Origin of the sequence: Desulforadius tongensis (genome assembly GCF_016907915.1) — a bacterium.
Classification (GTDB): Bacteria; Bacillota; Desulfotomaculia; order Desulfotomaculales; family Desulfohalotomaculaceae; genus Desulforadius; species Desulforadius tongensis.
The window spans coordinates 1-22,424 of the sequence record NZ_JAFBCW010000007.1 but is presented as its reverse complement, the minus strand read 5'-3'; the positions used below and the strand labels follow the sequence as shown (position 1 = coordinate 22,424).

23 protein-coding genes are annotated in these 22,424 nt (G+C 48.4%); all 23 read right to left on the bottom strand.

Annotated elements, in window-relative coordinates; all coding sequences use genetic code 11:
* Positions 1-46: 46 nt before the first annotated feature.
* Positions 47-1,102: a flavodoxin-dependent (E)-4-hydroxy-3-methylbut-2-enyl-diphosphate synthase gene (ispG, locus tag JOC37_RS03945; RefSeq protein WP_207754894.1), complete on the bottom strand. Its 1,056-nt coding sequence runs from the start codon at positions 1,100-1,102 to the stop codon at positions 47-49.
* 9 nt (positions 1,103-1,111) lie between these two features.
* Positions 1,112-2,164 (bottom strand): RIP metalloprotease RseP, encoded by a 1,053-nt coding sequence (gene rseP, locus JOC37_RS03940; RefSeq protein WP_204616307.1) that lies wholly within the window; start codon positions 2,162-2,164, stop codon positions 1,112-1,114.
* 92 nt (positions 2,165-2,256) lie between these two features.
* On the bottom strand, positions 2,257-3,399 hold the full coding sequence (locus JOC37_RS03935; RefSeq protein ID WP_204616305.1) for a 1-deoxy-D-xylulose-5-phosphate reductoisomerase: 1,143 nt from the start codon (positions 3,397-3,399) through the stop codon (positions 2,257-2,259).
* A gap of 17 nt (positions 3,400-3,416) precedes the next feature.
* A complete protein-coding gene (ytvI, locus tag JOC37_RS03930; protein WP_204616303.1) occupies positions 3,417-4,496 on the bottom strand; it encodes a sporulation integral membrane protein YtvI in 1,080 nt (359 codons plus the stop codon).
* 14 nt (positions 4,497-4,510) lie between these two features.
* The gene (locus JOC37_RS03925) at positions 4,511-5,296 is read right to left on the bottom strand and encodes a phosphatidate cytidylyltransferase (protein WP_204616302.1); all 786 of its coding nucleotides are present in this window, start codon (positions 5,294-5,296) and stop codon (positions 4,511-4,513) included.
* 30 nt (positions 5,297-5,326) lie between these two features.
* Positions 5,327-6,127, bottom strand: a complete 801-nt coding sequence (locus JOC37_RS03920) for an isoprenyl transferase (protein WP_204616300.1) — start codon at positions 6,125-6,127, stop codon at positions 5,327-5,329.
* Between the two features lie 100 nt (positions 6,128-6,227).
* Complete coding sequence (locus JOC37_RS03915) at positions 6,228-6,395, bottom strand: 4Fe-4S binding protein (RefSeq protein ID WP_204616496.1); 168 nt, start codon at positions 6,393-6,395, stop codon at positions 6,228-6,230.
* Positions 6,373-6,603 (bottom strand): PASTA domain-containing protein, encoded by a 231-nt coding sequence (locus JOC37_RS03910; protein ID WP_204616298.1) that lies wholly within the window; start codon positions 6,601-6,603, stop codon positions 6,373-6,375. The genes JOC37_RS03915 and JOC37_RS03910 overlap by 23 nt, the downstream gene beginning before the upstream one ends.
* A 5-nt stretch (positions 6,604-6,608) precedes the next feature.
* Entirely contained in the window at positions 6,609-7,166 is a 558-nt protein-coding gene (gene frr / locus JOC37_RS03905; protein WP_204616296.1) for a ribosome recycling factor, read from the bottom strand.
* Positions 7,159-7,884, bottom strand: a complete 726-nt coding sequence (pyrH, locus tag JOC37_RS03900) for a UMP kinase (RefSeq protein ID WP_204616295.1) — start codon at positions 7,882-7,884, stop codon at positions 7,159-7,161. Before pyrH ends, frr begins: the two co-directional genes overlap by 8 nt.
* A 69-nt stretch (positions 7,885-7,953) precedes the next feature.
* Positions 7,954-8,607, bottom strand: coding sequence for a translation elongation factor Ts (gene tsf, locus JOC37_RS03895; protein ID WP_204616293.1), 654 nt, complete (start codon positions 8,605-8,607; stop codon positions 7,954-7,956).
* Between the two features lie 114 nt (positions 8,608-8,721).
* The gene (rpsB, locus tag JOC37_RS03890) at positions 8,722-9,420 is read right to left on the bottom strand and encodes a 30S ribosomal protein S2 (RefSeq protein ID WP_204616291.1); all 699 of its coding nucleotides are present in this window, start codon (positions 9,418-9,420) and stop codon (positions 8,722-8,724) included.
* Positions 9,421-9,649: 229 nt separating this feature from the next.
* Positions 9,650-10,429: a GTP-sensing pleiotropic transcriptional regulator CodY gene (gene codY / locus JOC37_RS03885; RefSeq protein ID WP_204616289.1), complete on the bottom strand. Its 780-nt coding sequence runs from the start codon at positions 10,427-10,429 to the stop codon at positions 9,650-9,652.
* Between the two features lie 22 nt (positions 10,430-10,451).
* Positions 10,452-11,852 carry an ATP-dependent protease ATPase subunit HslU gene (gene hslU / locus JOC37_RS03880; protein ID WP_204616282.1) on the bottom strand — a complete coding sequence of 467 codons (1,401 nt, stop codon included), beginning with the start codon at positions 11,850-11,852 and terminating at the stop codon, positions 10,452-10,454.
* A gap of 16 nt (positions 11,853-11,868) precedes the next feature.
* Positions 11,869-12,399, bottom strand: coding sequence for an ATP-dependent protease subunit HslV (gene hslV, locus JOC37_RS03875; protein ID WP_207754890.1), 531 nt, complete (start codon positions 12,397-12,399; stop codon positions 11,869-11,871).
* Positions 12,400-12,475: 76 nt separating this feature from the next.
* The gene (gene xerC / locus JOC37_RS03870) at positions 12,476-13,390 is read right to left on the bottom strand and encodes a tyrosine recombinase XerC (protein ID WP_204616280.1); all 915 of its coding nucleotides are present in this window, start codon (positions 13,388-13,390) and stop codon (positions 12,476-12,478) included.
* Entirely contained in the window at positions 13,390-14,706 is a 1,317-nt protein-coding gene (gene trmFO / locus JOC37_RS03865; protein ID WP_204616278.1) for an FADH(2)-oxidizing methylenetetrahydrofolate--tRNA-(uracil(54)-C(5))-methyltransferase TrmFO, read from the bottom strand. Before trmFO ends, xerC begins: the two co-directional genes overlap by 1 nt.
* A gap of 6 nt (positions 14,707-14,712) precedes the next feature.
* Positions 14,713-16,893, bottom strand: coding sequence for a type I DNA topoisomerase (gene topA, locus JOC37_RS03860; protein WP_204616276.1), 2,181 nt, complete (start codon positions 16,891-16,893; stop codon positions 14,713-14,715).
* A gap of 105 nt (positions 16,894-16,998) precedes the next feature.
* Entirely contained in the window at positions 16,999-18,102 is a 1,104-nt protein-coding gene (dprA, locus tag JOC37_RS03855; RefSeq protein WP_204616274.1) for a DNA-processing protein DprA, read from the bottom strand.
* Positions 18,103-18,295: 193 nt separating this feature from the next.
* Positions 18,296-19,204, bottom strand: a complete 909-nt coding sequence (gene ligD / locus JOC37_RS03850; protein WP_204616266.1) for a non-homologous end-joining DNA ligase — start codon at positions 19,202-19,204, stop codon at positions 18,296-18,298.
* Positions 19,194-20,162 (bottom strand): non-homologous end-joining DNA ligase, encoded by a 969-nt coding sequence (gene ligD / locus JOC37_RS03845; protein ID WP_204616264.1) that lies wholly within the window; start codon positions 20,160-20,162, stop codon positions 19,194-19,196. The genes ligD (JOC37_RS03850) and ligD (JOC37_RS03845) overlap by 11 nt, the downstream gene beginning before the upstream one ends.
* Before the next feature lie 63 nt (positions 20,163-20,225).
* Positions 20,226-21,971, bottom strand: a complete 1,746-nt coding sequence (locus JOC37_RS03840) for a chloride channel protein (RefSeq protein WP_204616263.1) — start codon at positions 21,969-21,971, stop codon at positions 20,226-20,228.
* A gap of 161 nt (positions 21,972-22,132) precedes the next feature.
* A partial coding sequence (locus tag JOC37_RS03835) for an RNA-guided endonuclease InsQ/TnpB family protein (protein ID WP_204616261.1) occupies positions 22,133-22,424 on the bottom strand: 292 nt, incomplete at its 5' end.

Here is a 22,424-nt window from a genome sequence, read left to right as displayed (position 1 = left end):
AGCCTCCATTTATCAGTTTATCTACCCTGAAAAATATTATCTTACTTTAAAGTTTTTCTATTTCCTTCATCAACTCATTAAGAAGCTCACGCTCCGGAACCCTGCGCACCACTTCTCCCCTGCGGAAAATAAGGCCCACCCCTCTGCCGCCGGCGATGCCCACATCCGCTTCCCTGGCTTCACCGGGACCGTTAACCACGCAGCCCATAACGGCAACTTTTATAGGTTTGTCTAACCCCTGCAGTTTGTCTTCTACCTGTTGGGCCAGGCTTATAAGGTCTATTTCCGTGCGCCCGCAGGTGGGGCAGGATATTATTTCCACACCCCTTTGACGCAGGCTTAAGGCCTGCAAAATTTGATATGCAACCTTCACCTCATGCCGCGGGTGACCGGTTAACGACACCCTGATGGTGTCACCGATCCCCTCAGCTAAAAGTATTCCGATACCCACAGCGGATTTAACGGTACCGGAACTAACCGTTCCCGCCTCGGTTACTCCCACATGAAAGGGATAATCCACTTTTCCTGCCAGCTGCCGGTAAGCCTGCAGCATTAAAGGTATGTCGGATGCCTTAAGAGATATTTTAATATCATAAAAGCCCAGTTCTTCCAAAATGCTGATGTGTTTCAGCGCACTTTCCACCATGGCGGGTGCGGTAACCCCGCCATATTTTTCTAAAATTTGCCGTTCCAGTGAACCGGCATTAACTCCTATGCGAATGGGTATACCGCTATCTTTGGCAGCGGCCACAACTTCCCGCACTTTACTTTTGCCCCCGATATTCCCGGGGTTAATGCGCAGCCCATCCACTCCCGCCGCTATCGCCCGCAGTGCCAGCCGGTGGCTGAAGTGAATATCCGCTATCAACGGAATTGATATTTGTTCTTTAATTTTGGGTAATGCTTCCGCTGCCGTTTCATCCGGTACTGCCACCCGCACTATTTCACAGCCGGCAGCAGCCAGTTCATTTATTTGCTCCACAGTATCTGTCACATTTCTGGTGTCTGTATTAGTCATGGACTGCACCGCTACCGGCGCATCTCCCCCCACCGGTACAGTGCCCACATGAATCAACCGGGTTTTTCTCCTATTAAAAATCATTACCGCCTCCTATTTACCTGGGGCTATCAAACTAATAATATCGTTATAGGTAATAAAAACAATCATTAACAATAACAGGCCAAAACCAATCATATGAATAAATCCTTCTTTAGCCGGGTCAATAGGTTTACCGACAATTTTTTCCCAGGCCAGAAAAACCAGCCTGCTGCCGTCTAAAGCAGGAATGGGAAACAGATTAAATAAACCCAGGTTTATGGACAAAAATGCGGCCAACTGCAGCACCTGGTAAACACCCTTTTCGGCAGCCTGGCCAATTTCAGCCACCACCCGCACCGGGCCGCCTATGTCCATTGGTGCCTGCTGAACAATCATCTTCCCTACAAAGGTAATAATCAGCACCGTTACCTGTACGGTGGCTTCCGCCCCCTTCCACAGGGCGGTCAGCGGATTCATTTTTTCCATCACATATTTTTCCGGATTATTTTGGATACCGATTATATACCGGCCTTCCTTACTCAACCGCGGCGTTACTTCTATTTTTTTCTCTACGCCGCCGCGTTCAACGGTAATCTGTATCGGTTTGCCGGCGTTACTGTTTACCAGTTTGTTTAATTCAGTCCATTTTTCAACCGGCACCCCGTTGATGGAAGTAATACGATCGCCTTCTTTTATACCGGCGTGATAGGCGGGAGAATCCTTAAGCACCATTCCCACATCGGTTGTGGGAACCGGCAGGCCGTGAGTCATAAAGATCAGGGCCAGTATCACCGCTGCCAGTACAAAGTTCATTATCGGACCGGCTGCAATTACACCGGCCCGCTGGCCCACCGTTTTGCTGTTAAATCCCCGCTCTTCATCGTAATCCGGCTCTTCTTCGTCTTCATTGGGATCCATACCGGCCATACGTACAAAGCCGCCCAGCGGAAAAGCTCTCAGGTTATACACCGTGTCACCGCGCTTAAAGCCCCAAAGCCTGGGACCAAACCCCATGCTGAATTCATGCACGTGTATCCCCACCGCTTTAGCCACCATAAAGTGACCAAGCTCGTGAAAGAATATTAATATGCCGAATACAAATACCGAAGCAATAAATGTCTGCATTACCCCACCTCAAAAAATTAATTTGTTCTTGATAAGCAACATTTTTCCGTTCACCCGTAAAGGCTCACTGGTACAAAAGGCTTCCTGCTTTTTTATCTGCCGGCCTCTTCCCTGGCCCAGCGGTCTGCCGCCAGAATATCATCCAGTTCCGGGTTAGAAATAACCCGGTGTTTTTCCATTACATTATGCACTGTAGCAGGTATGTCCATAAAGCCTATTTCGCCTTTTAAAAACCTCGTTACCGCCACTTCGTTGGCAGCGTTGAGAACGGCAGGCATGGTACCTCCTGTGGATCCGGCCTGATAAGCCAGTTTTAAACAGGGAAACCTGTCTAAATCCGGTGGTTCAAAGGTCAGCTGCTGCACGCTTAACAGGTCCAGCCTGGGTAAGTGGTTGGGCCACCGGTGCGGGTAAGATAAGGCATACTGTATTGGTATACGCATGTCCGGTATACCCAGGTGAGCAATAACCGACCCATCCACAAACTCCACCATGGAATGGATGATGCTCTGGGCATGTACCACCACCTGTACTTCTTCAAACCGAACGCCAAAAAGCCACTTGGCTTCGATGACCTCCAGCCCCTTGTTCATCAGCGTGGCGGAATCGATGGTAATTTTATGACCCATTTCCCAGTTGGGATGTTTTAAAGCCATTTCAGGAGTAATGAAAGGCATTTTTTCCCGGGGAAAATTCCTAAAAGGGCCGCCGGAAGCGGTGAGAATTAATTTAGATACGGACCTGCGGGGCTCACTGTTTAAACACTGCCATATGGCCGAGTGCTCGCTGTCCACGGGATAAAGATTGACCCCCTTGGCCGCCGCCTTTTCCATTACCAGCCTGCCGGCGGCAACCAGCGTTTCTTTGTTTGCCAGCGCTATATCCTTCCCCGCCTCTATGGCCTTTAACGTGGGCAGCAGTCCCACCGTACCGGTTACGGCCGTTAATACAATGTCCGCATCACTATATGCCGCCACCGCAATTAAGCCCTCAGTGCCATACATTATTTCCGGTACTTTATTATCCCCCAGCAGCTGTTTTAACTTTTCGGCGTTGGTCCGGCTGGCCACAGAAACCAACCGCGGTTTAAATTTATGTATCTGCTCCAGCAAAAGCTCTATATTACTGCCCGCAGCCAGGGCCACAATATTAATTTTATCAGTATTACAGGCAGCCACATCCAGGGCCTGCCGCCCGATAGAACCGGTACTTCCTATAATGGATACATTTTTCACACTAACACCCCGACTATTTATTTCACTCTTTGTAGAATATTTCCTGCTTTAAAGGATGATTGAATGGCAATCAATAAAATGGGACCTAAAACCAAACCTATAACCCCTAAAAACTTCAGGCCCACGTACATGGCAATTAAAGTGGCCAGAGGGTGCAGGCCCAGGTTGGCCGCCACTACCCTGGCTTCAAGCAGCTGGCGAACCACCAGTATCACCAGGTACAGAAAGGCTAATTTAACGGCCAGGGCAACATTTCCCGCAATAAAGAACCATGCCACCAGGGGAATGAAAAGGGTGGCCGGCCCTAACACCGGAATTACATCAAACAGCCCCACCATCAAACCTAAAGTCAGCGCATATTCCGCACCGGCTATATACAAGCCGATAATGCTTATGGCCATGGTAATGCTGACCAAAATAATTTGGGCCTTTAAGTATGACCAAAAGGCCTGCAGCACTTCCTGTATTACATTAATACTTTTTTCCCCGTAGGGCGAAGGCAGTATTTTCTTCCAAAAAGACACAATGGCAGACCGATCTTTGGTTATAAAGTAAGTGGCCAAAAGGGTAACCATCACCAGCACCACCGTGCCGGGAACCAAGGAAAGAAAAGCCAGCAGCGACGTAACGGCAACTTCTACCACCGACTGCAGCATTCTGCCCAGGTCGCGCACGGCATCCTGCAAATATGCCACCACATCCAGGGGCAGATCGCCGTAAAAACCGATGGCTATGGGAAGCATTTGTTCAATATACAGCCTAACTTCCCGGGTAATTTCCGGCAGAGAAGCGGATAATGAAATCAGCTCCGCCACCAGTTGAATAATCAGCAGTATTAAAAGGGAACCCAAACCGCCAAAGACAACCAGCATTGAAAAAGCGGTTGCCAAAGGCCGGCTTAACTTAAACCGGCGCTGCAGTATATTAACCAGCGGTTCAATCATAAAACTTATAAATACTGCTATTATAAAAGGCAGCACAGCCGGAAATATGCGCACGGATAGCCATATTACCGCAGCCGCGGCAACCAGTATTAACAATCCGGCGCCGATTAGTACAATTGTATTCAGCGCAGGCCGATACCATCCGGGAACCACTTAATTCACCTCATTTAAATTATAGACACCGACACAAAATAGTATACCAGGGGAGCAGACAGCAGCATACTGTCAAAGCGGTCTAACACACCGCCATGCCCGGGTATTATGGTGCCGGAGTCTTTGATTTTTGCCTGCCGCTTTAAAGCAGATTCAACCAAATCCCCCACCTGGGATGAAATACTGATCAATGCCCCCAGCAGTATCAGCACCGCCGGAGGGGCAGGATTAAACAATATACTATAAATATATACAGCCGCCATAGAGCCCAGAATACCCCCGATGGCTCCCTCCCAGGTTTTTTTGGGGCTTAGATTGGGAGTAAGCTTATGCCTGCCAAAGGCACGCCCCGTAAAATAGGCAAAGGTGTCGCTGGCCCAAGTTCCCACCAGCATTATAAAAATCCAGTGTTTTCCCTGGGGCAGAGTGCTGATGAGATAAATATAAATTAATAAACTCAAGTACAAAGTGGTAAAGAGGCCGCCGGCACCGTCAGCGGGTGTATATTCCGGAAACCCCCTTACTAACAGGATCAAGTGCAGTGCTGTCAGTATAGTTAAAACAATGCCTATATACCGCCAATCCTGCAGGTAGACAACTGCCAGCAGCATTAACACGCCAAACAGTGCCAGTGTTCTGCTGGGATGTATATTTAAGCCCCGTAACAGGTTCAGCATTTCCATTACTCCCAGCACCATAATGATACCAACCACGGATAGCAGCAGTAAACCACCATGCCACGCCGCATAAACAATCACCGGTATTCCTACCAGTGCACTGAGAACCCGTAAATGTAGCACTAATTTTTCACCAGCCCGTAATTTAACTTCTTATCGTTTATTGTTTCCCCTTTTTAGGCCGCCAAATCTTCGCTCGCGATTTTGATAATCGCATATGGCCCGCAGCAGATCTTCCCGGCGAAAATCCGGCCACATAACATCGGTAAGCCAAAATTCCGTGTAAGCTAACTGCCAGATTAAAAAATTAGAAATTCGAAAGTCGCCTGAAGGCCTGATTAAAAGGTCCGGATCGGGCAAACCGGCAGTATAAAGATGAGATGAAATTAACTGCTCGTCTATATTTTCTACAGATATTTGCTGCGCCAGTACCTTTTTGGCAATGGCCCTGGTGGCATCAACCAGTTCTGAGCGGCCCCCGTAGTTTAAGGCCAGGTTAAAAATCAAGCCGTCGTTATCAGCAGTTCTTTCCCGGGCAAAAGCCACCGCCCGGCGGCATTTTTCAGGTAATTTATGTATTCTGCCGATGGCCCGGACCTGTACTTTATTTTGATCTAAATCATCTATTTCCTGATACACATACTGCACCAGCAGGTCCATTAAAGCATTCACTTCTTCCCTGGGGCGCTTCCAGTTTTCGGTGGAAAAAGCATAAACAGTAAGTACAGGTATTTTTAACTGATTGCATACTTTAACAATGTCACGCAGTGACTCCACACCGGCTTTGTGGCCGTACGGCCTGGGCATGCCCCGTCTCTGTGCCCAGCGACCGTTGCCGTCCATAATAATGGCAATGTGTTTGGGCAGCCGTTCCCTATCAATAGCCTGCATTAAACGGTCTGCATCTTTTACTCCGTCCTCTTTTTGCCAAAAACTAAACAGTTTCTTAATCACTATGCTCATCTCCCATTAGAAAACTTGGCTCACGCCAAGTCCTGACGCGGCGGGAGCCTTAGCTAAGAAACAACCCCCTCGTAAACGAGGGGGTATTTCATTATTCTTCAATAATCGCTCCAATGGGGCAGGCGTCAATGCAAGTACCGCAATTTTCACAGCGTTCGGTGTCAATGCTGTATATACTGCCTTCCACTATTGCATTGACGGGGCAGGACTCCATACATGTTCCGCAGGCGAGACATTCATCGGTAATTACGTATGCTATCATCCACACCCCCTTCCCTGCCTAGTTCATATACTGCAGTTAAAAAAACGGTGTCGTCTTTTACCGTGTCCAATCGTACAACCCTTGCTACCCCTCTTACAGCAGGAAATGGGGAGTTAGTATATTTTATATTCACACGCCATCCGTCAGACTGCAGCTGCTTCACAGCCGCATCAAGACCCATACCCAGCACATCCGGTAATGCCATGGCCTTTATACCTGCATGATATCCTTTTCTTTAGCGGCCAGCAGCTCATCAATCTCTTTTACATATTTATCGGTAAGTTTTTGTACGGAATCCTGACCGCGTTTTAATTCATCTTCAGAAATCAGGCCTTCCTTTTGTGCTGTTTTCAACTCATCAATAGCTTCCCGACGTACGTTACGAACAGCCACCCGGCCTTCCTCAGCCTTTTTCTTAACCACTTTAACCAGCTCGGCACGGCGCTCTTCGGTAAGCTGGGGAACGGTCAACCTTACCACCGTACCATCGTTGGTAGGATTAATGCCCAAGTCTGATTTTTGGATGCTTTTTTCAATTTCCGGTATTACCGATTTATCCCAAGGCTGTATTACCAAAAGCCGGGGTTCCGGTACAGAAATATTCGCCAACTGGTTTATCGGTGTAGGTGTACCATAGTAATCCACCTGGATCTTATCCAGTAAAGCAGGGGTGGCTCTGCCAGCCCTCAAACTGGCAAATTCACTCTTTGTAACTTCCACACTTTTTTTCATCCGCTCTTCGGCATCTTTCATGATATCGTTAATCATTCGCTCCCCCCCCTACATAAGTACCTATTTTTTCACCCAGTATGACTCTTTTTATATTTCCCTTCCTAGTTATGTTGAAGACATATAATGGAATGTTGTTGTCCATACACAAAGAAGTGGCCGTTGCATCCATTACCTGAAGCCCTTTATTCAGCACTTCAATGTAAGTCAAGCGGTCATACTTTTTAGCATCGGCATTTTTCAGCGGGTCATCGGTATAAACCCCATCCACTCGCTTGGCCATCAATATGGCTTCCGCTTCAATTTCCGCTGCCCTTAACGCGGCAGTGGTATCTGTGGAGAAATACGGGTTACCCGTACCTGCCCCAAATATAACTACCCGACCCTTTTCCAGGTGCCGCATAGCCCTACGCCTAATGTATGCCTCGGCCACCGCTTTCATTTCAATTGCCGTTTGTACCCTGGTATCTACCCCGATTTTTTCTAAAGCATCCTGTAATGCCAGGGCATTAATAACTGTGGCCAGCATACCCATATAGTCGGCAGCAGCCCTGTCCATACCTTTGGCACTTCCGGCCACGCCACGCCAGATATTGCCGCCCCCAACCACAATGGCCAACTGCACTCTCATCTCTATAACTTCTTTAATCTGCTCTGCTATAGAGTATGCCACTTGCGGGTCAATACCATAACCCTTGTCCCCGGCCAAAGATTCGCCGGAAAGTTTTAATACCACTCGCCTATATTTAGGAGTCATGCGACGGCGTAACCTCCAGTCAGTATATTCTACAAAAATTTTCAAAGTCCTTTTTTAAATTTACAGATATTACTTATTGATTTGTGCCATTACTTCTTCTGCAAAGTTTTCCTTTTTCTTTTCTATCCCTTCACCCAGCTCATAGCGGGTAAAGCGGCGAATGGAAATGTTTTCACCGATTTTGGCAATTTTTTCGGTAACCAGCTGCTGTACGGTGATATCGGGATCTTTAATAAAGGGCTGCTCTAACAGGCAAATTTCTTTAAAGAATTTATCCAGCCTGCCCTGTACCATTTTTTCCACAATATGCTCCGGCTTCCCTTCATTTAATGCCTGAGCCTTCAGAACTTCTTTTTCTTTAGCAACTACTTCTTCCGGTACTTCTTCCCGTCTTACATACTCCGGCTTGGCTGCAGCAATCTGCATTGCTATGTCTTTCACCAGCGCTTTAAACTCTTCGTTTTTGGCCACAAAGTCGGTTTCACAGTTAACCTCTACCAGCACTCCAATACGTCCGTTACCATGTATGTATGATTCAACTAATCCTTCAGCAGTTACCCGGCCAGCTTTTTTAGCTGCCTTTGATAACCCTTTTTCCCGCAGATAATCCACCGCTTTATCCATATCCCCATTTGTTTCCTGCAGGGCTTTTTTGCAGTCCATCATACCTGCTCCGGTACGCTCACGCAGTTCTTTTACCATTTTTGCAGAAATGTCGGCCATAAAAATCCCCCCACTTTGTTTTATTTTGCATTATAACCATTAAATTCCGCCTGCAAACATACAAAAAGGGTAGGGAGAACCCGTAAGCAGACGCCCCCCACCCTTAATGTATTACTATTCGTTCACCTGCTCGCCTTGTTTACCCTCTAAAACGGCGTCAGCCATTTTGCTGCAAAGCAATCTTACTGCACGAATAGCGTCGTCGTTACCGGGTATCACGTAGTCTATTTCGTCTGGATCACAGTTGGTATCTACGATGGCAACGATGGGAATATTCAGTTTGCGTGCCTCAGCCACTGCAATACGCTCTTTACGCGGATCAACCACAAATAAAGCATCGGGAAGACGCTTCATGTTTTTAATACCGCCCAAAAATTTGTTCAACCGCTCTTTTTCATGTAAAAGCTCGGCCACTTCCTTCTTGGGCAGCTGCTCCAGCACACCTTCTTCTTCCATCCGCTCTAATTCATGCAACCTGTCCACACGACGGCGAATGGTTTGGAAGTTTGTCAGCATACCACCCAACCAACGCTGGTTAACATAGAACATATCGCAGCGCTCCGCTTCCTCGCGAATTGATTCCTGGGCCTGCTTTTTGGTACCAACAAACATAATTGTTCCGCCGTTGGCCACTGTATCTTTAACAAAGTTGTATGCTTCTTCTACTTTTTGTACAGTTTTCTGCAGGTCAATAATGTAAATCCCATTGCGGTCAGTAAAAATATACGGAGCCATCTTGGGGTTCCAACGTCTGGTCTGATGACCAAAGTGCACACCTGCTTCCAACAACTGCTTCATGGAAATTACCGCCACAGCTGCTACACCTCCTCTCCCGCTGGTTTTAAACCTCCGATGCCGTCATCCTTTTGCAGGACCGCAGCATTACACCGCGGCACCCCTGCAAAACATCCGGCAGCGTGTGTACTTAACACCAAGAAGAATAATAGCATAATACGTTATTTAAAGCAAGTGCTGCCGAATAATCCGGGCAAAATTCTTTACTGGTTGGAAAAGAAAACCACAGTTTACGTAAACTGTGGTTTTACTTCATTTTATCCAGTTCTTCCAATAACCGGTCGTTAAGAACCCTAATGTAAGTACCCTTCATCCCCAGGGACTTGGATTCAATCACCCCGGCACTTTCAAACTTGCGCAGTGCATTCACAATCACCGAGCGGGTGATGCCAACCCGGTCGGCAATCTTACTGGCCACCAGCACACCCTCATCGCCATCCAGCTGTTTAAAGATGTGCTGCACCGCATCTAATTCACTGTAGGATAGGGTGCCCAGGGCAATCTGCACAGCGGCCTTCTTACGGGCCTCTTCTTCCATACGGTCGGCACGGGCCCGCAGTATTTCCATGGCCACAACGGTGGCACCGTACTCCGCCAAAATAAGATCCTCATCGGTAAAGCTTTCATTGTACTTGGCTAAAACCAGCGTGCCAAGGCGTGAGCCGGCACCCAAAATAGGTACAACGGTGGTTACCTTGTTGCTGTGACGGCAGCTCTCATCTTCAAAAAACACGCAGGCGTTATTCCTTTGGCAGAAATTAGCATGGGTTTCATCAATTTTTAACAGGTGGTTGTTGTAATCCTCGGGAAACCGGTTGCTGCCTTCAACAATATCCTTCATAATATCGCAGTCAAATTTCTCCATAAAGCAGTAACCCAGCGCCCGCCCGCGCCTGTCAATAATATAAACGTTAGACTCAATATTTTCCGAAAGAACAGTGGCTATTTCTGTATAATCCACCGGATAGCCGGCCGATTTTTGTAACAGGCTGTTAATCGCCCGGGTTCTTTCAAGCAGGTTTTTCATCTAATATAACCCTCCCTGTTTGCTATAGAATGTATCGCGTTAAATCTTCATCTGCTACCACTTCGACGAGCTTACTTTGCACGTAATCCCGGTCGATGGCTATGGTTTTCTCACCCATTTCAGGTGCCTCAAATAAAATATCCTCCAGCAGTTTTTCCATTATGGTTTGCAATCTGCGGGCACCTATGTTCTCCGTTTGCTCATTTACAGTATACGCTATTTGAGCAATTTCTTCAAGAGAATTTTTTGAAAATTCAATACTAATACCTTCGGTGGCCAATAGTGCTTTGTACTGTTTAATCAAGGCATTTTGAGGTTCCGTGAGAATCTGCACAAAGTTTTCTTTAGACAAACTTTGCAGTTCAACCCGGATGGGAAAACGCCCCTGCAGCTCAGGTATTAAATCTGACGGTTTAGCCACGTGAAATGCACCGGCAGCTATAAACAGCACGTGATCGGTTTTTACCGGGCCGTATTTAGTCATTACAGTTGAGCCTTCCACAATGGGCAGAATATCCCTCTGCACACCGCCCCTGGAAACATCAGGGCCCTGGCTGTATTCCTTAACGGCAATTTTATCAATCTCATCTAAAAATATAATGCCCTGTTCCTCCGCCCGTTTTACAGCTTGGGCTGCCACTTCATCCATGTCAATAAGTTTCTGTGCTTCCTGTTGGGTTAAAATTTTACGCGCCTCTTTTACTGTAACCTTACGCCTGCGTTTTTTAGTGGGAAGAATTCCATCAAACATGTCTTTTATATTTATTCCCAATTCTTCGGTGCCGGATCCGGTAAATACCTCCAGCATGGGGGGCTTGTTTTCTTCAACCTCTATTTCCAGGTACTCGTCTTCCAGTTCCCCCCGCTGCAGCTTCTCCCGCAGCGTTTCCCGTTCAAACTTTATCCTGCTCTCCATTTGTTTATGCAGGTCATTCTCTTGATTGGAATTTTGATTGGCTGCACCAAACAGCATTTCAAAAGGATTTTTAACAGCGGTGCTTTTCTGGGGCATTGGTGCCAGCAGTTCTACAATGCGCTCTTCCGCCATTTTCTTGGCTTTGTCTTCCACTTCTGCCATTTTTTCCTGGCGCACCATACGGATGCTGGTTTCCACCAAATCCCTGACGATGGATTCCACATCCCGTCCCACGTATCCAACCTCAGTAAACTTGGTTACCTCCACCTTTACAAACGGGGCTTTTACCAACCTTGCCAGCCGGCGGGCAATTTCTGTCTTTCCCACACCGGTGGGACCAATCATTAAAATATTTTTTGGGACAACCTCATCCATCATTTCTTCCGGCAGCCTGCTTCTTCTATAGCGATTGCGCAGAGCTATGGCCACTGCCTTTTTAGCTTCTGTTTGGCCAACAATATATTTATCCAGCTCAGCTACTATTTGACGCGGTGTTAAGGATTCCACAATATACCGGCCCCCCTTATAATTCTTCCACCACAATATTGTGGTTGGTGTACACACAGATATCGGCAGCAGTATTCAAAGCTTCCACAACAACTTCCTTCGGACTCAGCCCGCTGTGCTTCACCAGTACCCGGGCAGCAGCCAGCGCATAACTGCCGCCGCTGCCAATGGCCGCAACACCGTCGTCCGGCTCTATTACCTCTCCATTGCCGGAGATAATTAACAGATGTTCATCATTGGCCACAATCAGCAGTGCTTCCAACCTGCGCAGCATACGGTCTAAACGCCATTCCTTGGCCAGTTCCACCGCCGCCCGCAGTATATTGCCGTGAAATTCTTCCAACTTAGCCTCAAATTTTTCAAACAGCGTGAAGGCATCAGCCACCGACCCGGCAAAACCCGCCACTACCTTCCCCTTGTATAACCGGCGAACCTTCTTGGCTTTTTGTTTAAAAATAGTCCGGTCTCCGAAGGTAACCTGGCCATCCCCGGCTATGGCCACTTTCGAACCGCTTTTTACCGCTACAATTGTAGTAGCATGAAACATGTTTATCTTCCCTTTCTTTTAACAATTACTTATTATATTATTTTAAACACTTATTGACAATAATTATCGACAAAATTCATGATCTGGGATGGGTTTTGTTATAAACCTCTTTAATTTTTTCTTTGGTCACATGGGTATATATCTGGGTGGTGGCCAATCGTACGTGCCCCAGCAGTTCCTGCACTGTACGTAAATCCGCCCCCCTTTCCAGCAGGTGGGTGGCAAAGGTATGCCTGATTGTATGGGGACTGGCACCACGTTTTATACTTACCTGCCGCAGGTATTTATCCAGTATTTTTCGTACCCCCCGGGCACTTAACCTTTCACCCCGGTAATTTAAAAACAATGCCCCGCTTAAATCGCCCGTCAGCTTATTTCTACTTGCCAGCCGGGAACGGCCGGTATTAATATATTTATTTAAGGCATCAACGGCATATGATCCCAGCGGCACCACCCGCTCCCGCGACCCTTTACCTAAAACTCTGACGTACCCGCCAAACAAATCAACATCATTTACATTTAACGCCGTTAACTCACTGACCCTTAAACCGCTGGCATAAATGGTTTCCAACATCGCTTTGTCCCGCAGGCCCAGCGGCGTATTCCCCGGCGCCTCTAAAAGTTTTATTATTTCTTCGGGATAAAAAAACCGCGGCAGTTTTTTCTGCATCTTCGGTGTTGCCACCCGGGTTAGAGGGTTTTGGGTTATCACCTCTTCCCGGCTTAAGAAATTATAAAAGGAACGCCAGGCCGCCAGTTTCCTGGCCACACTGGTGCGCGCCATGCCGGCGGACTGCAAATGAGCCAGGTAACTGCGCATCACGCGGTGATCGATATCCCATGGTTTTAACGCCGCGTCTTTCTTACCCAACAGCTGAGCAAAAAAATCCACCCCTTGAAAAATATCCTTTTGATATTCTTCCAGCGTCCGGGGGGAGCAGTTTTTTTCCAGTTTTAAATAAAGTAAAAATTCATCAATATAATGGTACACTACACTTCAGCATCCTTAATATAATTGGATAAACTGTCCAAGGCCCGCCGGGCAAGGGTTTCATTGCGCAGTTTCTTATTTTTTATTTTCTTTTCCAGCGGCGGCAGCAATCCAAAGGTAATGTTCATCGGTTGAAATTTTTTCGGGTCAGCAGTGGTAATGTAGTGCAGCAGCGCGCCGTGGGCGGTATCTTTAGGAAACACCAGCAGCTGTTTGTTTAACACCAACCGGGCGGCATTAATACCTGCCACCAGGCCGGCGGCAGCGGATTCCACATACCCCTCTACCCCGGTTATTTGACCGGCAAAAAACAGGTGCGGCCTTTTCTTAAACTGCAGGGTGGGATTAAGCAGTACCGGAGAATTAATGTAGGTATTTCTATGCATTACACCGTAACGTACAATTTCTGCTTCTTCCATTCCCGGTATCAACCTGAATACCCTTTTCTGCTCTCCCCACTTAAGGTTGGTCTGGAATCCTACCATATTATATAATGTGCCCTCCGCATTGTCCTGCCGCAGCTGTACCACCGCAAAAGGACGTTTGCCGGTGCGCGGGTCAGTCAACCCCACCGGCTTAAGCGGGCCGTAGAGCAGGGTTTCCCTACCCCTGGCAGCCAGAGCTTCCACCGGCATGCAGCCTTCAAAATGCACTTCTTTTTCAAATTCCTTTAACGGAGCTCTTTCGGCATTGATTAAAGCCTCATAAAAAACGTTATACTCCTCTTCGGACATGGGGCAGTTTAAATATGCCGCTTCACCCTTTCCGTACCGTGAGGAGCGAAAAATCACACTGGTATTTAATGATTCCAACGTTACAATGGGAGCTGCTGCATCATAAAAATACAGGTAGTCACTGCCGGTTAAGCCCTTGATATCTTCGGCCAGGCTGTCAGAGGTCAGCGGCCCTGTGGCTATAATGGTAATGCCTTCCCGGGGTATCTGTGATACCTCCTGCCGAATCACCTCCACCAGGGGATGCTCTTCCAAAGCCGATGTAACACGGCGGGAAAAGCCCTCTCTATCCACCGCCAGCGCCCCGCCTGCCGGCACCCGGCTGCTGTCTGCACTGCTCATTATTAATGAATCCAAGCGGCGCATTTCTTCTTTTAACAAGCCCACCGCATTGGTTAAGGCACTGGCCCGCAGCGAGTTGCTGCAAACCAGTTCGGCAAAATTGGCAGTATGATGGGCCGGGGATTTTTTTCCCGGGCGCATTTCATACAAACGCACCGGAATGCCGCGCCGGGCCAGCTGCCATGCAGCCTCTGACCCGGCCAGCCCGGCACCTATAACTGTAACTGGTTTATTTTCCATCTGCTATTACAACTCCTGTGCCGAAAATTCTGTTGATGCATTTATCCCAGCCGGTTTTAGTTCTGATTTATCATGCCGGTTACCGGTGCCGGCATCTTCCACCCGGGCTTTAATTTTATAGGCACACTGGTCATTAATACATTTAAGGTAAGGCTCTTTGCCCCGGGTATTCTTTTTTACCATCAGCCCCCCGCACCGGGGGCATTTCTCTTTCACCGGTTGATCCCAGCTCATAAACTCACACTGGGGATAGTTGCTGCACCCGTAAAACTTGCGTCCCTTTTTACTGCGGCGCAGCACTATGTCGCCATCACACCGGGGACATTTTACCCCGGTGGGTTCCAACAGCGGCTTGGTAAAACGGCATTCCGGAAAACCGGGACAGGCTAAAAATTTCCCGTACCGGCCGAATTTTATAACCATATTGCGTCCGCACTGCTCGCAAACCTCGCTGGTTACTTCATCTTCTATTTCTACCTTACCTATGGCCGCTTCCGCCTTTTCCAGCGTTTTGACAAAAGGATTGTAAAATTCCCTTAATACTTTAACCCAGTCTAAATCTCCTTCTTCAATTTTATCCAGATTTTCTTCCATTTCAGCGGTAAATTCCACGTTAATAATATCGGGAAAGTACTCCTTTAACAATTCAACCACTATTGTACCTAATTCTGTGGGATAAAATTGTTTGTTTTCACGCACCACATACCCGCGCTTTTGAATTGTTTCCACAATGGGAGCATAAGTGCTGGGACGGCCGATTCCCTGCTCTTCCAGCGCTTTAACCAGTGATGCATCAGTATAGCGCGGCGGCGGCTGGGTAAAGTGCTGCTTAGGATCAAGCTTTTTGATCTCTAACCTGTCACCTTCACTTAATTCCGGCAGCAGGCCTTCCCCCTCATTCTTCTTTTCATCACCATCTTCGGTGTATACCTGCATAAAACCGGGAAATTTAATCACCGAGCCGCTGGCCCGGAAGCTGTACGCACCGGCTTTAATATCCAAAGCGGTGGTATCCATTACCGCCGGCGCCATTTGACTGGCCACAAAACGGGACCAAATCAGTTTATACAACCTGTACTGATCTCTGGTCAGATATTCTTTTATAGACAGCGGATCTAAATGCACATATGAAGGCCTGATAGCTTCGTGAGCATCCTGTACCCTGCCTTCCTTTTTTTCTTTGACCTGCTTTACTTTCTTTGGAACGTAGGCGGGGCCAAAACGCTCCAGTATTAACCGTTTAGCATCTTCCTTGGCCGTTTCAGACACCCGCTTGGAATCGGTACGAATATAAGTTATCAGACCGGTAAGCCCTTCTTCACCAATTTCCAGCCCCTCGTAAAGCTGCTGGGCCACCACCATGGTTTTGCGGGCGGTAAAGTTGAGCTTGCGGTACGCTTCCTGCTGCAGTGAACTGGTGGTAAAGGGCGGAGCGGGTCGACGCTGTTTTTCCTTCCGGGTAATCTTTTCCACTACCGGTTCTTTGCCCTTTAAATCCTCCAGCACCTGCTCCATTTGTTCTCTGCTTTTAATTTCAATCTTTTGGTTTTTATATTTGTTTAATTTGGCTTCAAAACTGCCCTGCCCCGGTTTGGAGAACTTCGCCGTCAGCGACCAGTACTCTTCCGGCACAAAGGCATTTATTTCTTCTTCCCGGTCTACAATCATACGCACCGCCACCGATTGTACTCTGCCGGCAGATAAACCCTTTTTAACCTTCCGCCACAGCAGGGGACTGAGGTTGTAACCCACCAGGCGGTCTAAAATCCGTCTGGCCTGCTGGGCGTTGATTAAATTTTTATTAATGATTCGCGGCTTTTTTACCGCATTTTGAATGGCGCTTTTGGTAATCTCATTAAATTCAATCCGGCAGGGCATATCTTCGCTGATTCCCAGCACCTTTTGCAGATGCCAGGCAATGGCCTCACCCTCCCGGTCGGGGTCGGCAGCCAGCAGCACACGGTCCGCTTTTTTAACCGCCGCTTTTAATTCTTTAATCACGTCACCTTTGCCGCGGATGGTGATATATTTGGGAGTAAAATTATTTTCCACATCCACGCCAAACTGGCTTTTGGGCAAATCACGCACGTGCCCCATTGAAGCCTTAACCTTGTAATTCCTGCCTAAAAATTTACCAATACTTTTAGCTTTAGCAGGAGATTCAACGATAACTATGGTTTTTGCCAATTGATAATACACCCCTATACAAGACAAGTTCGGTGCATTCCAGAGCCGTCGGCTCTCACCGTTATTTTAAATCTTATTTTTAAATCTACCGTAATGTTTATATATTTAGAACTGTTGCCCGGAATCAACCGCCGCATACATTCTACCGGGCATTTTTTTAATTAAGCCCTTTACTTCCAAAAACATCAACGCGGCCATTATTTCCTGGGAAGGGAAGTTCAACCTTTGAATCAGTTCTTCCAAATGCAGCGGGTCTCCCCTTAACATTTCATACACTTTTTGCTCCGCAGGGCTCAATTTAAATTTATGCCGGCCCCGGTCTTGGACATCGTTAAACAGCTCTTCTAAACCCAGTTCATTCAAAATGTCCGCCGCCCCGGTAACCGGCCTCGCCCCCTGCTTTAACAGTCCCAGCGGTCCTTTACTCATTTTGCTGTATATACTGCCGGGTACCGCCATAACCTCCCGCCCCTGTTCCAGTGCCAGGTCTGCGGTAATCAGCGCGCCGCTTTTTTCAGCTGCCTCTACCACCACAACCACCTTTGACAGGCCGCTGATAATCCGGTTGCGGGATGGAAAATGCCATGCTTCCGGGGGAGAACCCAGGGGAAATTCGCTAATCACTGCACCATTTTGTATGATTTCATCCATCAGCCTGCCGTTTTCCGGCGGGTACACCACATCCAGGCCGCATCCCAAAACAGCCACGGTAACCCCCCCGGCACTTAGGGCGCCCCGGTGGGCCGCACTGTCTATGCCCCTGGCCATGCCGCTGACCACGGCAACATTGTATTCCGCCAGTTCCGCCGCCAACCGCTGGGCCGCGGTCCGTCCATAGGCGGTGGCCCTCCGGGTACCCACCAAAGCCACACTATAATCTAATTTATCCAGGCTGCCCCGCACAAATAAAACCGGCGGCGGGTCAAAAATTTCTTTTAAAAGCTGGGGGTAATTCTCATCCTCATAGGTTATAAAATTTATCCGCTGTTTGTGAAGCTGTTCCAATTCTTGTTCAAAGTTTATTTTGGAACGTCTCCACACCAGGCCCCCGGCCATCACCGGGGTAATACCGGGAACTTCCAGCAGTTCAGCCTCGCCGGCCTGCCAGGCATTTTGGGGGCCGCCAAAGTAATTAATAATCTGCCAAACCCGCTTACCAACACCGGGCAGCAGCAGCTGCCATCCCAGCCAGTAAAACCTGCGGTCCAAAAGCCATCACCCCACAGATACAGAACTAAAAAAGGCAATTGCATTAGGCATTTCTGGAAACAACAGGTTTTTCCTGCCGGCAGCCAAAGTTATTTTTAGCGAAACTTGTCGTCCATCTATCCTGAAAAATGTTATCCTGCTGAACCCGGCAGCATTTGCATTCTTCATTCTACATGTTATATTCTTTGGTTGTCTATACCAATTTTAAAATATTATCTAAATTTTGCCCGGTATTGAATATTTGGGCATACAGGTCCCCATATAACTGCAGCCGCTGGAAAATGGTTCGGATATTAAAATTTCCCGGGTCTATGTTTCCCCTTTCAACTTCTTCCCATATCAACGGGGCAGACACCGGGGCACCCGGTTTGGGGCGCAAGCTGTACTGCCAGGCCATTGTTCTGCCCCTGGCGTTCTGCAGGTAATCCAGGTATATTTTGGAACCCCGCTTTTCCACCGCCCTTTCGGTGGTGCATTTAGCGGGGTAAATTTTTTCTATAATTTCCGCTATATATTTCATAGCTTTGGTAACATCTGCAAAGGAATGTTTAGGTGCTATAGGTACAAACAAATGTATGCCCCGGGAACCGGAGGTTTTGGGATAGCTCTTTAAACCGAACTCTTTTAAGGCTTGTTTTACCAAAATGGCCGCTTTTAATACATCGGCAAATTCGGTTCCCGGGGCTGGGTCCAGGTCCATCACCGCTGTATCCGGACATTCTATACTGCTTACCCGGGATGTCCAGGCGTGTATTTCCAGGCAGCCCAGGTTGACCAGCCAAATTAATGTGGGCAGGTTGTCGCAAACAACGTAGTTTACCTTTTTACCCCCGTGGGAGATGGCAAAGGTCCGCACCCATTCCGGGGCATGCGCGGGGCATTCTTTTTGATAGAAGTAATCCCCATAGATACCCTCCGGGTAACGCTTCATCACCAGCGGCCTCTGCCGGATATGGGGAAGTAATACCTCTGCCATATCGTAGTAATATTTAATTACCTCCCCCTTGGTGATGTGATTTGGAAACATGATTTTATCTAAGCTGGTAAGTTTTAGCTTTTTATCTTCAATATTAACTATAATTTCTTTGCTTTTAGCGGGCATTAAAATCACCCCCGTCAGCGGCACTGCATTGGGCAGCTTCTTTGTCCCGGCGCAGCCCCTTGTAACTGGGGTGACGCAGGCGGCCCTCCGGTGTGATTTCGGTATAATGCACCTCACATACCAGCTGCGGCTTTACCCATACAGGATGCCTTTGCTCGGATTTAGGCACCTTTAGAGGCGGTTTTTTTACCACCAGTTTGTTTAACATGCTTATTAATTCCTGCTGTTCCCGCCGGGTGAAGCCGGTGCCCACCTTCCCCTGGTATACCAGCTCCCCGTCTTTGTATCCCCCCAGTATCAGCGAACCCAATGCACCGCCCCGGCCCGGTTCATAGCCGCATATCACCAGTTCCGCCGACCTGGTGCGGCGTATCTTTTTCCAGTGGGCAGAGCGTTTACCCGGCAGATAGGGGCTGTTCAATCGCTTGGCCACCACTCCTTCCAGCCCCCGCCCGGCACAGGCTTGAAAAAACGCTCGCCCTTCTTCCCTGACGTAGTCGGAAATGATAATGTTTTTTCCGCCGGGCACTACAGCGGATAAAATTTCTTTTCTCCGGGCCAGCGGTTCCTTCAGCACCGGTTTTCCGCCGGCATATAAAACATCAAAAACCACATAAACCGCCGGCATTTTTGCCGCTGCCCGTTTTATTCTGCCCGGGTCTGCTAATCTTCCCCTTTCCTGCAGGGCACTGAAGGAGGGCAGCCCGTTGTTTAAAATTACTATTTCCCCGTCCAATACGGCAGGTAGCGAAGCAGCCTGCCGGTGCAGGTTCAACAGTTCGGGAAAACCGGGGCTCAAATTGATTAAATTGCGGGAGCGCAGTTCGGTATTGCCATCCAGGTATGCCAGGCACCGGTAGCCGTCCCATTTGATTTCAAAAATATATTCCCAATGATCAAAGGGTGCGGCGGTTACGGCCAGCATCGGTTTTAATAAAGGCAGTTTTGCGCCGGTCATTAACAACATCTCCTCAACGGGTTTATGCTTATAATGCAAAAAACCAGGGTGTTTTAACCCTGGTTACATACCCAATTGATCTAATTTGTTAAACTGTTCATCATCGTAAGTTTCCGGCCGGTTCATTTTCCCGTATGCTTTAATAACATCGCTGCGGCTGATGATGCCCAGCAAACGTTTATTTTCATCCACCACCGGCAGTCTTCCCACCCCGTGACGGCTCATCAGCGACACAGCCCTGCTCAGCGGTTCACACTCCCGCACGCAAACCAGTTCCCTTTTCAACAGCCGGTGAATGGGTGTTTTTTCCTGGCCTTCCAGTGCGGCCCAGCGCAATTCTTTCCTGGTTATCACACCCATTACGGTACCATCTAAATCCAAAACCGGAAAACCCTGGTGCTGGCTGTAATTGACTTCTTTAAGAGCCCTCATGGCTGTATGTATGGCCAGTAAAGACTCCGGGTTGGTGTTCATTACATCACATACCAGCACGTCTTTTAATACATCCGGCCGGCGCAGTTCTTCCAAATCCAAGCCCTTGCGCAGCAGTTTGGTGGTATATATGCTGTAACCGGAAAAGGTATTGCTGATTACATAACTAATTACACAGGTAATCATTAAAGGCAGTATTAACCGGTAATCGTTGCTCATCTCAAACAGCAGTATAATGCCGGTAATGGGGGCAAAGGAACTGCCCGCCAGCACCCCGGCCATTCCCGCCAGCGCGTAAGCCATGGGATATACCGCCACATTGGGAAAGAAGTGGTTGAACATGATGCCAAAGATACCGCCCAGCATGGCACCCAGGTACAGTGAGGGGGCGAATACCCCGCCGGACCCCCCGGAACCCAGGGTTATGGATGTGGCCAACAATTTTAAAAGCAGTAAAGAAACCATTAAACCCAGCGTCATATTCCCCGCCAGGGCATCCTCAATATGATTGTAGCCAACGCCAAAGACCTGGGGGAAAAACAGGCCAATGCTCCCCACCAGCAGTCCGCCTATCACGGGTTTAAAATATACCGGAATTTTATCCAGGGATTTAAAGAGATCTTCTATGCGGTAAAAGGTTTTGATGTACAGGAAAGAAAACACACCGGCGGCAACACCTAAAAACCCGTACAGCAGCAGTTCCACCGGGGTATGCATTGTGAATTGGGGCATAGTTATAAAGGGCGAATCACCGAGCAGGGCCCTGCTGACCACCGAGGCGGTCACCGAGGAGATAATCACCATCATCAGGTGGGTGGCCGCAAACTCACCCAGTATTACTTCCAGGGCAAACATCACCCCGCCGATGGGGGCGTTAAAAGTTGCCGCCACCCCCCCGGCAGCACCACAGGCCACCAAATCCCTCATTACATGGGGGGATGTTTTCAATAACTGTCCCACTGCCGAGCCGATACCGGAGCCGATATGAATTATCGGTCCCACCCGGCCGGCGGAACCGCCGGAACCAATACAAACCGCCGCCGCCAAGGATTTTACCGCCACCACCCTGACAGGGATAGTACCACCGTTTAAGGCCACGTCTTCCATTACTTCCGGTACACCGTGCCCCCTGGCCTCCTTGGCCAGAAAGTATACCAGCGGGCCCACTATTAACCCACCCAGGGCAGGCAGTATCACCACATAATAATCGGCTGTAAAACCGAAAATGTTTTTGCCGTAATCAAAAAACACGCTGGTGAAAAAATCCAACAACCATATAAAGCCGTACACCGCCAAACCGCACAGCGCGCCCACTATTAAACCTAAAGCCAACTTCCATGCCTGCTGTACTTTTTTACTTGCACTCACCGGAAACATTAATTTACCCCTTCTCAGCGTAGTGAACTACCCCTCCCTTCGCTCCGCTCAGGAAGGGGCTTCCTGGACGAAACGAATTCGTAGGTTTCCTGCTTCATCGTAACCCTGACGGGTTAGCTCCACAGGCATAACGTTCCGTGGTTCCCACGGTAGGGAAGCTATTATGCTGCTTCCAAAGCTCTTTTTAGTATATTCCGGGCTGCATTTACGTCCCGGTCAAGCACCAGACCGCAGTGAGGGCACCGGTGCATCCTAACAGATAAGTCTTTAGATACAGTTTTCCCGCATTGGCTGCATTCCTGCGAAGTACCGGAAGGGTTTACCTTGACAACCCTGCTGCCAGCCTCTTCCGCTTTGCAGCAGAGCATGGCAAGGAACTCGCCCCAACCCGCATCGGAAATACTTTTCGCCAGGTGGTGGTTCTTGACCATGTTCTTGACAACCAAATTCTCA

Coding starts and splice junctions, on each gene's coding strand:
- JOC37_RS03910 (WP_204616298.1), bottom strand. CDS start 6,603: ATGGCATTACCGGATGTGCTGGGTATGGGTCTTGATGCGGCTGTGAAG.
- codY (WP_204616289.1), bottom strand. CDS start 10,429: ATGAAAAACCTGCTTGAAAGAACCCGGGCGATTAACAGCCTGTTACAA.
- ispG (WP_207754894.1), bottom strand. CDS start 1,102: ATGATTTTTAATAGGAGAAAAACCCGGTTGATTCATGTGGGCACTGTA.
- trmFO (WP_204616278.1), bottom strand. CDS start 14,706: ATGGAAAATAAACCAGTTACAGTTATAGGTGCCGGGCTGGCCGGGTCA.
- hslV (WP_207754890.1), bottom strand. CDS start 12,399: ATGTTTCATGCTACTACAATTGTAGCGGTAAAAAGCGGTTCGAAAGTG.
- tsf (WP_204616293.1), bottom strand. CDS start 8,607: ATGGCCGACATTTCTGCAAAAATGGTAAAAGAACTGCGTGAGCGTACC.
- rseP (WP_204616307.1), bottom strand. CDS start 2,164: ATGCAGACATTTATTGCTTCGGTATTTGTATTCGGCATATTAATATTC.
- frr (WP_204616296.1), bottom strand. CDS start 7,166: ATGATTAACGATATCATGAAAGATGCCGAAGAGCGGATGAAAAAAAGT.
- JOC37_RS03840 (WP_204616263.1), bottom strand. CDS start 21,971: ATGTTTCCGGTGAGTGCAAGTAAAAAAGTACAGCAGGCATGGAAGTTG.
- ligD (WP_204616266.1), bottom strand. CDS start 19,204: ATGCCCGCTAAAAGCAAAGAAATTATAGTTAATATTGAAGATAAAAAG.
- pyrH (WP_204616295.1), bottom strand. CDS start 7,884: ATGACTCCTAAATATAGGCGAGTGGTATTAAAACTTTCCGGCGAATCT.
- ligD (WP_204616264.1), bottom strand. CDS start 20,162: ATGACCGGCGCAAAACTGCCTTTATTAAAACCGATGCTGGCCGTAACC.